Annotated in this window: 9 protein-coding genes; 5 read left to right on the forward strand and 4 right to left on the reverse strand. The window is 71.8% G+C overall.

Features of this window, described 5'->3' with window-relative positions:
• Positions 1–2: 2 nt before the first annotated feature.
• Positions 3–929 (reverse strand): transporter substrate-binding domain-containing protein, encoded by a 927-nt coding sequence (locus FHX82_RS27235; protein ID WP_145933424.1) that lies wholly within the window; start codon positions 927–929, stop codon positions 3–5.
• A 218-nt stretch (positions 930–1,147) separates the two neighbouring features.
• On the opposite strand from FHX82_RS27235, the gene FHX82_RS27240 reads away from it, so the two are divergent.
• Positions 1,148–2,131: a PaaX family transcriptional regulator gene (locus tag FHX82_RS27240; protein ID WP_145933423.1), complete on the forward strand. Its 984-nt coding sequence runs from the start codon at positions 1,148–1,150 to the stop codon at positions 2,129–2,131.
• 45 nt (positions 2,132–2,176) lie between these two features.
• Here the strand turns inward: FHX82_RS27240 and FHX82_RS27245 are convergent, their stop codons facing one another.
• Both FHX82_RS27245 and FHX82_RS27250 read right to left on the reverse strand, forming a co-directional pair.
• Positions 2,177–2,776 carry an NADPH-dependent F420 reductase gene (locus FHX82_RS27245; RefSeq protein WP_145933422.1) on the reverse strand — a complete coding sequence of 200 codons (600 nt, stop codon included), beginning with the start codon at positions 2,774–2,776 and terminating at the stop codon, positions 2,177–2,179.
• Between the two features lie 21 nt (positions 2,777–2,797).
• Positions 2,798–3,610, reverse strand: a complete 813-nt coding sequence (locus FHX82_RS27250; RefSeq protein WP_145933421.1) for an inositol monophosphatase family protein — start codon at positions 3,608–3,610, stop codon at positions 2,798–2,800.
• A 113-nt stretch (positions 3,611–3,723) separates the two neighbouring features.
• On the opposite strand from FHX82_RS27250, the gene FHX82_RS27255 reads away from it, so the two are divergent.
• Positions 3,724–4,623, forward strand: a complete 900-nt coding sequence (locus FHX82_RS27255) for a LysR family transcriptional regulator (RefSeq protein ID WP_145933420.1) — start codon at positions 3,724–3,726, stop codon at positions 4,621–4,623.
• Here the strand turns inward: FHX82_RS27255 and FHX82_RS27260 are convergent, their stop codons facing one another.
• A complete protein-coding gene (locus FHX82_RS27260) occupies positions 4,624–5,808 on the reverse strand; it encodes an oxygenase MpaB family protein (RefSeq protein WP_145933419.1) in 1,185 nt (394 codons plus the stop codon).
• A gap of 171 nt (positions 5,809–5,979) precedes the next feature.
• Here FHX82_RS27260 and FHX82_RS27265 point away from each other — a divergent pair, with 171 nt between their 5' ends.
• The 3 genes from FHX82_RS27265 to FHX82_RS27275 all read left to right on the forward strand — a co-directional run bounded on the left by FHX82_RS27265 (position 5,980) and on the right by FHX82_RS27275 (position 12,493).
• Positions 5,980–7,143: a TetR/AcrR family transcriptional regulator gene (locus FHX82_RS27265; RefSeq protein WP_145933418.1), complete on the forward strand. Its 1,164-nt coding sequence runs from the start codon at positions 5,980–5,982 to the stop codon at positions 7,141–7,143.
• Positions 7,144–7,325: 182 nt separating this feature from the next.
• The gene (locus FHX82_RS27270; protein ID WP_145933417.1) at positions 7,326–9,689 is read left to right on the forward strand and encodes a glycosyl hydrolase family 95 catalytic domain-containing protein; all 2,364 of its coding nucleotides are present in this window, start codon (positions 7,326–7,328) and stop codon (positions 9,687–9,689) included.
• Between the two features lie 8 nt (positions 9,690–9,697).
• Positions 9,698–12,493, forward strand: a complete 2,796-nt coding sequence (locus tag FHX82_RS27275) for a glycoside hydrolase family 35 protein (RefSeq protein ID WP_145933416.1) — start codon at positions 9,698–9,700, stop codon at positions 12,491–12,493.
• The last annotated feature ends 5 nt before the right edge of the window (positions 12,494–12,498 follow it).

The following is a 12,498-nucleotide window of genomic DNA, read 5'->3' on the forward strand; positions in this document are numbered from 1 at the left end:
GGTCACCCGGCCGAGGCCACGTCGAACAGCGGCCGCGGGACGGTGACGTCGTTCAGGCCCCACTGGTTCATGATCCGGGCGTAGGTGCCGTCGCGGAACAGCTCCTCGAACGCCTTCTGCAACACCGGGCCCAGCCCCGCGGACTTCGGCGTGTACAACGCCAGGTTGTCCTTGGTGGCGCCCTGTTCCTCGGTCTGCGTCACGTACTCGTACTGCCCCTTCTGCTGCGTGGTCACGTCGATCGCGGCGGCCTGCGTCATGCCCGCGGCCTCGGCGCGGCCGGACTTGGCCGCCAGCAGCGTCGCGTTGGTGTCGTCGAGCCCGATCACCTGCGCCGCCGGGCGCCCTTCGCGCTGGCAGAACGCGGACAGCTTGGCGAGCTGGTCCTCCACCACGCTGCCGGTGACCACGGCGACGCGCTTGCCGCACAGGTCGTCGGCCTGCTTGACACCGGCCGTGGAGCCCACCGGAACCACGTAGGACGTGCGGGTGGTCATCCAGGTGACGGTGTCGAACTGCTGCTCGCGTTCGGCGGTGGCCTTGGCGGGCCCGTTGAACGCGTCGTACCGGCCGCTGAGCATGCCCTGCAGCGCGGCCGGGAGGCCGCTGACGATGGTGGTTTCCACGCGCACGCCCAGGATCTGGCCGAGCGCCTGCTGGAAGTCGTGGTCGATGCCGGTGACCGTCGTGCCGTCCGGCGACACCGTGCGGTACGGCGGGTGGGAGTCACCGGCGAACCGGAGCAGCCCGGCGTCCCTGACCGCCTGCGGCAGCTGGTCGTGCAGCGCCGGGACGACGGCGAGGCCGGCCGCGGCGGGCGCGGGCGCGGAGGCCGCGCCGTCGTCCACCGTGCACGCGGTCAGGGCGAGCCCCGTGGCGACGGCCGCCGCGATCGTGCTTCGACGCCATTGACGAAGTGAGAACCCCATATCAGTTTCTTCCTGCGCGAGGCCGTCCGGAGTGGACGGCACGGGGAGCGAGCGGGGATCCTGCGAAGGATGGATTGCTATCTTGGCGCCGATCGTCGCATGATGTGTCGCGTGATTCAACCCCTTGTCCACTGCGGCCCGCCGGAGCTGCCAGCATGGACACCGGCGGCGGCACCGGCCCGCCGCTCCGACCGGACCTTCGGACAGGCAGGCGAGGAATGACGACGGGCCCGCTGCCCCGCTCACAGCAGGGAGCCGAGCCGCAGCTGCTGCTCACCTCCCTGCTCGGCGACTTCTGGTACTGGCGCGACGAGCACATCCCGTCCGCCGCGCTCGTGCGGCTGCTGGGCGAGTTCGACATCACCCCGGCCAGCGCGCGGGCCGCCATCCGCAGGCTCGCCGCGCGCGGTCTGCTCACCGCGTCGCGGTCCGGGCGCACGACGGCGTACGGCATTCCCGCCCGCACGTCCGAGGTGATCATCGAGCGCACGCACCGCATGCTGACGTTCGGCGCGACCGCGCCCGACTGGGACGGCCGGTGGACGGTGGTCGCCTTCTCGGTGCCGGAACACGACCGCGGGATGCGCACGACGCTGCGCACCCAGCTGCGTGCCCTGCGGTTCAGCGCCCTGTACGACGGGGTGTGGGTGAGCCCGCACGACCTGGCGGAAAGCGCTCTCTCGGTGCTGAACGAGCTGGGCATCGCCAGCGCCACGGTCTTCCGCGCGACGGAGGTGCCCGGCGGGGGCAGCAGCCCGGTCGCGGCGTTCGACCTCGGCCCGCTCGCCAAGGAGTACCAGCGCTTCGCCGAACGCTACGAGCCGGTGCTCGCGAGCCTCGACGACGGGCTGGTCAGTCCCGCGCAGGCGCTGCGCATCCGCACCGAGCTGCGCGTGGACTGGCGCCGGTTTCCGGAGACCGACCCGGATCTGCCCGCCGAGCTGCTGCCCGGGCACTGGGCGCGGGACCGCGCGCAGAAGGTGTTCCTGCAGATCTACGACCGCCTCGGCCCGCTCGCCGAGCTGCGGTTCCGGCAGCTGCTGGCCACCACCGACCCGGGGCTGGCCGCGCTGGCGTCGCACCACGACTCCAAGACGGTCGCCGCGTTGTTCGCCGAGCTGGGCGACCGCCACCCGGCGGGCGACACGCCGTTCGAACAGGCCGCCGAGGCCCGGCGGCTGGACGAGGTGCGGCAGAGCTGAGTCACAGATTGACGCCCGATCGTCAAATGAGGTGTATCAGTTTCGTCAGCGGGCCAGGGAGACGGCGAAGGGCTGGAAACCGTGGCGGCGCAGGAGGTGGGGCACCACCAGGATCATGGCCTCGGTGGCGCGCGCGGTGGTGATGTCGCCGAGGTCCTCCAGCCACTCCGGCCGCCAGCCCAGGTCCCCGAGCAGCCCGGCGACCGTCTTCTTCGCCTGGTCGTCGTCGCCGGAAAGGTAAGCCGTGGGCGGGGTCGCGAGGATCTCCGGGGCAGTCATGACCGGAAACAGCATCGTGTTGAGGGTCTTGACCACCCGCGTGCCGGGCAGGGCGGCCTGCAGCTGCTCGGCGAGACTGCTGCCCGGATAACACAGTTCGCCCGGCAGGCCGTCCGCGCCGTGGCGGGTGGCGTTCGAGAGGTCGACGAGAATCTTCCCGTCGAGTTCGTCCCGCAGGCCCGTGAGCCGTTGCAGGGCGCTGTCGCCGGGCGTCGCGTTGATCACGATCTCCGCCGTCCGGGCAGCGATGCGGACCCCGTCCTCCGGGCTCCGGCTACCGACCACGACGTGGTGCCCGGCAGCGGCGAGCTTGTCCGCGAGTGCGGTGCCGACGCGGCCCGCGCCCAGGATGCCGATGGTGCTCATGAGACAAAACTCCTTGCGGTGTCAGGCGATCGGTGACAGGACGGCGAGGGCAGCGGCGTGGACACCGGGCGCGGCGGCCAGGAAGTCGCGGCTGCCCGTGCGCCACGGCTCGCCCGCCAGGTCGGTGACCACACCACCGGCCTCGGCGACCAGCAGGGCACCGGCGACCAAGCCCGAGCGGACGTCGGAGAACTGCCAGAACGCGTCCGTGCGCCCGGCGGCGACGTGGATGAGCTGCATCGTCGCGGGTACGGACACGCGCACCACCAGCCCGCTCGTGAGCATGGCGCTGACCGACTCGCCGATCCGCCGGAACGTGTCCTCGCCCTCGCCGGGCCTGGCCTGCCCGGTGCCGGCGAGCGTGGCGCCCAGGTCGGTCTTGGCGGACACCCGCAGCGGCCGGTCGTCGAGGTACGCGCCGCCTCCGGCGACGGCGGTGTAGGTGTCGCCGGTCAGCGGCACGTGGACGACGGTGAGCACCGGCTGGTTGTCGCGGACCAGGGTGGCGGTGACGGCCCACTCGCCCATGCCGTGGACGTGGTTGATGTTGCCCTCGGCGGGGTCGGCGACCCACCACTCCCCGGGCGGCAGCGCGCCGCCGGCCAGCTCGTCCTCGGCCCACTGCGAGCCCGGCCGGGCCTTCAGCAGCGGCTCGCGCAGCACGGCGAGCACCGCGTCGTCGTTGGCGTGGATCTCGCCGACGATCTCGTCCAGGCTCACCCCCCGGGCGTGTGTGGTGTACCGCTCGCGCAGCGTGTCACCGGCCTTGCGCACCGCGGCCGTCACGCCGGACAGCAGGGCCGGGTCGGCGACGAAAGGCATGGCTGTACTCATGAACGGGCTCCCTGGATTTCGTTCGACCGCGGGCCTTTCCTGCCCGCACTGCGAACGTAGGCCGCCCTGCCATTAACGACAAGTGCATGCTTTGCACTTGTAGAGTTACTCGCATGCAACTGGATCTGAACCTGCTGACGGTCCTCGACGCGTTGCTGGAGGAGGGCAGCGTCGCCGGTGCGGCGGCGCGGCTGCACGTCACCGCTCCGGCGATGAGCCGGTCACTCGGCCGCATCCGCAAGGCCACGGGGGATCAGATCCTGGTCCGCACCGGCCGGAGCATGGTGCCGACGACGCGCGCGCTGGGGATGCGCGCCGAGGTCCACGCGCTCGTGCAGCAGGCGCAGCGGCTCCTGTCCGCCCGGCAGGAGCTCGACCTGGCGGCGCTGGACCGGGTGTTCACCGTGCGCTGGCACGACGCGCTGACCGCCGCCTGCGGCACGGCGTTCGTCGCCGCCGTACACCGGCAGGCGCCCGGCGTCCAGCTGCGCCTGCCCGCCGAGCCCGGCACGGACACGCCCGAGCTGCGCCGGGGCGAGGTCGACCTGGAGTCCAGCGCCGGCAGACCCGCCCTGCCCGACGTCAGCCACCGCCTCGTCGGCCGCGACCGGCTGGTCGTCGCGGTGCGGCCCGGTCATCCGCTCACCGAGGGCCGGCCGGACGTCGAGCGCTACGCGGCGGCCGAGCACGTCCTCGTCTCGCGGCGCGGCCGCCTGCGTGACCCGGTGGACGAGGCCCTGGCCGCGCACGGTCGTGCGCGCCGGGTGGTCGCCACGGGGCCGACGGCCGCCATGGCGCTGCACCTGGCCCTCGACACCGACCTGGTGGTCACCGTTCCCGAGGCGGTCACCCGTGCGGCGCGGGACCGCCTCGGCCTGGTCACGCTGCCACTGCCGGTCGAGATGCCCGACGTCCCGCTGTACCTGGTGTGGCACCGGCGTTACGACGAGGACCGCGCCCACGCGTGGCTGCGTGACCTGGCCACCGAGACCGTGCGGACGTTGTTCGGCTGATCAGGATCCCGGCCGGTTGCCCGTCGGGATGGTGATCGGCGTGGTGGTCGGCGAGGTGAAGTTGTTCAGGAACAGCATGGCGACCGAGCGCAGGAGCTGGTCGAACACGTAGAACCCCGCCGGGGCAACGGGAATCAGGCCCTCGCGGAACGCGATGTAGGCCGGCCACCCGGTGCGGATCAGCGTCGCCGCGCCGTAGTCGCGGGGCAGGCCGAGCCAGTCGCCGATCTCGTCGCTGAGCACGTAGCGCACGAATTCGTCGAGGATGCCGCGGGTCAGCCCGCCGTCGAGCTGGGCGGTGAGCCCGAGCAGCACCTCCGCCAGCGCCTTGCCCTCGGTGGTCGGGGCGAGCAGCGGCGTGAGCACCTGCGCCGACTGCGCGTCCGCGGCGGCCCACGTCTGCGGGATGAACTCGTCGTGCACCCCGAGCAGGTGCAGCGCGACCTGCCACTGGTGCAGGAAGGCGTCCTCGTCCGCGGCCGACATCGGGACCTTCCACTCGGCCAGCTTCCGGTGCACGAACGTGCCGAGGCTGTGGAAGGTGATCAGGATGTCGCCGTTGCTGATCGGGATCCGCTCGTCCGACACCGCCGTCCACTGCGGCGACCGCGGCAGCAGGTGGCGCACCGCGGCGTGCACCAGGCGGGTCTTGTTGACCGTGACCACGAACTGACCCGAGGGCTCGAACGCGTTCAGGTCGCTCAGGTCGTAGCCGAAGGTGAACGTCTTGGCCGCGCGGTTCTTCATGTCGGCCCCGCCCGCGGACCAGTAGACCGACCGGGCCTCCCGCGGGATCACCGTGCTCATGATGCCGCTGCCGAGGCCGTACAGCATGAACAGGTAGGTGTCCTTGCGCCGGTTGAAGTCCGCGGCGCGGCGCAGCTTGGCGCGGTCGGCCCAGGATGGCAGCTGGTTGTTCCGCTGGAGGTACGCGGCGAGGTTCGCGGGCAGGCCGGCGGGCAGTGCGTCGCCGTTGTTCACCCACGAGCTCAGCGCGGTGTTCACCGCCGGCACCTGGCCGGCGTCGAGGACCCCCGCCATCAGCGGGTCCACCTCGTCGTCCCAGACCTCCCACGGGTCGGTGCCCGTCGCCGCCCACGACCACGCCGGGACGGCGCTCGCCGCCCCCACCAGGCCCAGTGCGACACCGAGCGACAGCGCGCTTCTCCTGTTGAGATTGCTCATTTACTTACCTAGCTTCCTTGGTAGGCAAAATAAGGTGTACGACGAGACTTATCATTAACATATCGACCCGGATCGCCGGTCGGCAAGAGGCCGCCGCGCCCGGCGCCGGTCCGGCTCGTGGTTGACTGCGCGTATGGCCCAGTTCCCGCGTCCGTCCGCCGGGGCCGGCCGGTGACCGCCGAGCCGGCCGCGGCCGTCCGGCCGCGTAACCGCAGGCAGCTCATCGTCGAGGCGGCAGGCCGCGCGTTCAGCGAGCGTGGCTACCACGCGGCGTCGATGGAGGAGATCGCCTCCGCCGTGGGCATCACGGCGGCCGCCCTGTACCGGCACTTCCCGAACAAGTACGCGCTGTTCGCCGAGTGCGCGAACGTGATGGCGGACCGGCTCGTCGACGCGCTCGACGACGTGCCCGTTCCAGCCGCGCTGGCTGAGGTACTCGCCGCCGTCACCCGGGTCACCGTCGCCCACCGCGCGTCCGGTGGCGTGTACCGCTGGGAGGCCCGGTACCTCAACCGGGAGGACCGCCGCGGGCTGCGGGCGAAGTTCGCCCTCGTCGTCGACCGGGTGGCCGACGCGGTGCGGCGCGAGCACCCCGGGCCAGGCGAGCACCTGCGCGCCGTGGCGGCGCTCGGCGCGATCGGGTCCATCACGATGCACCACACGTCGATCGCCCAGCGCCGCGTCGAGGACCTCCTGCGGGGGTCGGCCCGGCGCGTCGCGGCGACTGACCTGGCGACGGTCACGGGCAACGCGCGCGTCGTCGAGCTGCCCGCCCAGCCCGTGGCGCGGACCCGGCGCTCGGAGATCCTCGCGGCCGCCATCCCGTTGTTCGAGCGCGACGGGTTCGCCACCGTCACGAACGGCCGGATCGCCGAGGCCGTGGGGCTGGTGCCGTCCGCGCTGTACCGCTACTTCCCCGGCAAGGCCGACATCCTCGCGGCGGCGTGCCTGCAGGCGGCGGGGCTACTGGCGCAGGCGGTGGAGCACAACCTCCGCGGGGTGGCCGACCCGCACGACGCGCTGGCCGTGCTGGCGGCGACCTACGTGGCGTACAGCTTCGAGCACAACGCACTGAACAGCGTGGCGAACGCCGAAATCGCCGGCCTGCCGCCCGGGCTGCAGCGCCCCCTGCTGGTCGCGCAACGCGAGCACATCGCGGTGTGGGAGCAGCAGCTGCGCTCGGCGTGCCCGGGCCTCGACTCGCGCCAGGCCCGGGTCCTGGTCCACGCCGGTTTCGGCGTGGTGGTGGAGACCGGCCGCAGGCTCCGGTGGCAGGACACCCCCGAGCACCGCGCCGCGGTCGCCGCTCTGCTCATGAGCGCACTGGGGCTGTGATCCGGGGTCCACAAAGGACCATCGATCGAATCTGTCGAATGCGGCCCGGTTTCCGACTTTCGTTGGGCGGCAAGGGTTGACGGGGATCGGCGGCGCTGGGATAGTCCTTCACCGGCTTCGCCGACACCTCGGTGGAGCCGGATGCTCACCTGTCGAATCGTTTCGGCTGGAGGCGGTCTTCGGTGTGGAAGAACCGGCCTGTCCTCGCCGCCGCGATCGTGCTCGCGCTGGCGGCCACCTCGGCCACCACCGCGAGCGCGGCCGGGCCCACCACGGCCTGGCGTGACGGCCGGTTCGTCGTCGACGCCGCGGGCGTGGTCTCCCGCGCCGACCTCGTGCTCGAAAGGCCCGGCACCGATCCGGCCGCGGCGATGCCGCTGGGCAACGGGCGCCTCGGCGCCGCCGCGTGGGCGAGCGCCGACGGGCCCGCCGTCCAGGTCAACCGCGCCGACACGTGGCCCGGCCGCAAATCCCCTGGTCAGCTCGTCCTGCCGGGCCTGGCCGCGATCACCTCCGCACCGGACTACCGCGGCCGCCTTTCCCTCTACGACGGGAAGTTCACGCAGTCCGGCGGTGGTATGACCGCCACGACCTACGTCCGCACCGGCACCGACCAGCTCGTGGTGGACGTGACCGGCGCCGATCCCCGCGTTCCGCAAACCGCCCGGCTGCGGCTGTGGGAACCCCGCACGCCCACGGCGTTCGCCGACGCCACGGTCGCCGGGCTGGCCGAAACCTGGGTCGACGCGGGCGAAGCCGGGGCGACCGGCGAGACCTTCGGTTCCCTCGCGGCGGTTACGGGCGTAGGGCGGCAGGTGCGGACGAAGGTGGTCGACGCCCGCACGGTCGAGGTCACCGTGACCCCGCGGGCCGACGGCTCGTTCCGGATTGTGCTCGCCGCGCCGGAGTGGCATGGCGGCGACGCACGCACCACCGCGCACCGGCTGCTGCCGGACCTCGGTTCGCCGTTCCTCGCCGCCGAAACTTCCCAGTGGTGGCACCGGTTCTGGGGCCGAGTCGGGCTCCTGCGCCTGTCCTCGGCCGACGGCGTCGCGGACTACCTGGAGAACCTCCGCACGATCGACCTCTACGCCGCGGCCGCGGAGAGCGGCGACGAGTTCCCGGGCTCACAGGCCGGCGTCGGCGACCTGTTCAGCGCCCAGGGCGACTTCCACAACTGGGCGCCGAGCGCGTACTGGCACTGGAACCTGCGCATGCAGGTCGCCGCGAACCTCGGCGCCGGGGCGTTCGAGCTCAACGACCCGTACTTCCGGCTGTACCGGGAAAACCTCGCCGACATCGAGCAGTGGACGCGCGAGCACCTGGCGGGGCGGCCGGGCGTCTGCGTGCCGGAGACGATGCGGTTCAACGGCCAGGGCTACGAGAACGAGACGTGGCTCCCGACACCCGGCCTGAACTGCGACGCCTCGGTGCAGCCGACCTGGAACGGCCGCACCCTCAGCACGGGCGCGGAGGTCGCGTTCTGGGTGTGGCAGCAGTACCGCGCCACCGGCGACCGGGCGTTCCTGGCGGCGAACTACCCGCTGATCGCCGAAGCCACCCGGTTCCTGCTGGACTACGCGAAGCCCGGCGCCGACGGCTTCCTGCACACCGTCCCGTCCAACGCGCACGAAACCCAGTGGGACGTGGACAACCCGGCCACCGACCTCGCGGCGGAGCGGACCCTGTTCCCGATCCTCGTGCAGGCCGCCACCCTGCTCGGCCGCGACCCGGACCTGGCCGAACGGGCAAGGCAGGCGCGGATCGCACCGTTCCCGCGCACCGACGCCGCGACGCAGACCCAGCTGCTCACCCCGGCCGACGACGCGAGCGGCCAGACCGTGCTCGCGCCGTCGTACCAGCCCGCCGCGGAGTTCCACAACACCGAGAACATCGGGCTCGAACCGGTATGGCCGTACGGCCTGCTCGGCGCGGACGACGCGGTGGCACAGCGGACGTTCGACTTCCGCCGCAACGTCATGGTCAACGACTGGAGCCTCGACCCGGTGCAGGCCGCGCGCCTCGGCCGCGCCGCCGACGTCGAACGCACGCTCGTGGGCCTGACCGAGCAGTTCCAGGCCTATCCCAGCGGTTTCGCGAAGTTCGGCCCGGCCGAGCCGTACGTGGAGCAGATCGGCGTACTCGCGGACGCGCTGCAGGAGGCGCTGGTGCAGGACTACGACGGGCTGCTGCGGATCGCACCGGCCTGGCCGTCCACTTGGGACGCCGACGGCACGGTGTTCGTCGCCGACAGCTCCAAAGTGGACGTTCAGGTCCGCGGCGGGAAGCCGGTCACGGTGGCGCTGGAAGCGGGCGCCGACCACGTGCAGCGCGTCCGCAACCCGTGGCCCGGCCAGGCGGTCGAGGTCGTGTCCGGCGGCGGCCGGCAGGTCTTCGGCGCCGACGAGTTCCAGTTCTCCGCGCGGGCGGGGCGGTCCTACCTGATGCGGCCCGTCGGCGCCGCGCCCCTGCCGTTCGCCCCGGTCACCGGCAGCCCGGCCACCGCGCCGAAGACCCTCGGCGAGCGCACCCTCGGAATCCGTTAGGAGGAGCGATGCGATCCCTTCGTGTCCTGACGCTGGTCGCGGTGCTGCTGAGCACCGTCCTGCTCGGCGGGGTCCCGGACGCCGCGGCACGGCCCGCGAAACCGGCGCACACGATCTCCTACGACCACTACTCGTTCTCGATCGACGGCAAGCGGGTCTACCTGTGGTCGGGCGAGTTCCACTACTGGCGCCTGCCCAGCCCGCAGCTGTGGCGCGACGTGCTGCAGAAAATGAAGGCCGGCGGGTTCAACGCCGTGTCGATCTACTTCGACTGGGCGTTCCACTCGCCGAAGCAGGGCGTCTACGACTTCACCGGCATCCGCGACGTGGACCGGCTGCTCGACATCGCACAGGACGTCGGGATCTACGTGATCGCCCGGCCCGGCCCCTACATCAACGCCGAAACCGATTCCGGCGGCCTGCCGGGGTGGCTGACCACCCAGGCCGGCAAGGCCCGCACCAGCGCCCCGGACTACCTGGCCGCCGCGAAGGAGTGGTTCCGCCACATCGACCCGATCCTCGCGCGCCACCAGCTGACCGACGGCCGCGGCACGGTGATCCTGGACCAGATCGAGAACGAGTACAGCAACGGCGCCCTCGACCCGGCTTACATGCAGGCACTCGAAGACCAGGCGCGGGCCGACGGGATCACGGTTCCGTTGTTCCACAACGACGTCTGGCCCGCCGGGAACTGGAAGCCCGGCACCCCGGGTGGGGTGGACGTCTACGCGTTCGACGGCTACCCGCAGGGCTTCGACTGCTCGAACCCGCAGGTGTGGCAGCCCGCACCGGACTACCGCTGGACGCGCGGCATCTCGCCGGGCACGCCCATCTCGATCGCCGAGTTCCAGGGCGGCTCCTTCGACCCCTGGGGCGGTCCCGGTTACGACCAGTGCCGCCAGCTGACCGGGCCGGATTTCGAAAGCGTTTTCTACACGAACAACATCGCCTCGGGCGCGACGTTCCAGAACTTCTACATGACCTTCGGCGGCACGAGCTGGGGCTGGCTGCCCGATCCCGGCGCGGTCTACTCGTCCTACGACTACGGCGCCGCGATCACCGAGTCCCGGCAGCTGACGAGCAAGTACGACGAGCAGAAGCGCATCGGCTACTTCACCCAGTCCGTGACACCGCTGGCGAAGACCGACTACGGGCCGGACCTCGTCGCGTCGAACCCGGTGGTGCAGGTCAAGTCGAACGTCAACCCGGACACCGGCACGCGGTTCCTCCTGGTGCAGCACCGGGACACCACCGCCACCACCACCGACAGCACGACGGTCGCGCTGGACGCCGCGTATCCCACCGTGCCCCAGCAGGGCAGCCTGACGCTGCGCGGGCGGGACGCGAAGCTGCTCGTCGCGGGCTACGACTTCGGCTCGCAGCACCTCGTCTACTCGACCTCGGAGATCATGACACAGGGTACGATCGGCGGCACCGACACCGCGTTGCTCTACGGTGACGGCACTGGCGAGACGGTGCTGCACTTCGCCACCCAGCCGCACGTGTCCGTCCTTTCCGGATCTGTTTCGTCCACTTGGGACCCGAGCAAGGGAGATCTGCGACTCGACTACGTCCACAACGGACTCGCCCGGGTGCGCATCGAGGGCGGCAAGGCCCCGCTGGAGCTGCTGATCGCCGACACCGCCACGTCCGCCGGGTTCTGGCGCCAGGACACCGGTGCCGGTCCCGTCCTGGAGCGCGGGCCGTACCTGGTGCGGGACGCCAAGGTCCTCGGCCCGGTGCTGGCGCTCACCGGCGACACGAAGGCCGCCACACAGCTGGAGGTGTGGGCACCGCCGTCGGTGAAGTTCCTGCTGTGGAACGGCCGACTCGTCCCCGCCACCCGCACCGCGGAAGGCACGCTCGTCGCGCGCCTGGCCGGGCCCCAGCCGGTCACGTTGCCCGCGCTGACCACGTGGCAGCACCAGTACGAGACTCCCGAGGCGAACCCCGCGTTCGACGACTCGTCCTGGGTCGCCGCCGACCACCTCACCACGAACAACCCGGCCAAGCCGCCGGCCGGGCAGCCCGTGCTGTACGCCGACGACTACGGCTACCACTACGGCGACGTTTGGTACCGCGGCCGGTTCCAGGCCACGGGCGGCGAAACGACGGTCACGCTGTCGGCGACCACCGGCACCGCGGGCCAGTTCTCCGCCTGGCTCAACGGGGTCTACCTCGGCACCAGCGGTCCGGGCACGAAGCAGTTCCCGATTCCCGCCGGAGCGCTCAAGGCCGGCAACGTGCTGTCGGTGCTGGTGGAGAACATGGGCCACAACGAGGACTGGAACGCCAACGACTCGCACAAGGAGCCACGCGGGCTCACCGCGGCGACCGTCGGCGCCGACCCGATCGCGTGGAAGATCCAGGGCGCGCTCGGCGGCGAGAACGGCGCCGACCCGGTGCGCGGCCCCCTGAACAACGGCGGCCTCTACGGCGAACGCAACGGCTGGAGCCTGCCCGGATTCAATGACGCGTCGTGGCCGGCGACGACCCTGCCGTCGACCGAACCGACGCCGGGCGTGAGCTGGTACCGCACCACGTTCGCGCTGCACCTGCCCGCCGGGCAGGACAACTCGATCGGCCTGCGCATCGACGACAACGCCGCCCGCAACTACCGCGCGGAGATCTTCGTCAACGGCTGGAACCTCGGCCGGTATGTCAACAACGTCGGTCCGCAGCACGTTTTCGTGCTCCCGAACGGAATCCTGCGCACCGACGGGCAGAACACGATCGCGATCGCCTCGTGGGGCGCCGACGACACCGGCGGACTCGGGGCTGTCTCACTGGTGAACCTGGGGTGAAAACG

It is taken from the genome of Amycolatopsis bartoniae (assembly GCF_014191255.1).
GTDB classification, from domain to species: Bacteria; Actinomycetota; Actinomycetes; order Mycobacteriales; family Pseudonocardiaceae; genus Amycolatopsis_E; species Amycolatopsis_E bartoniae.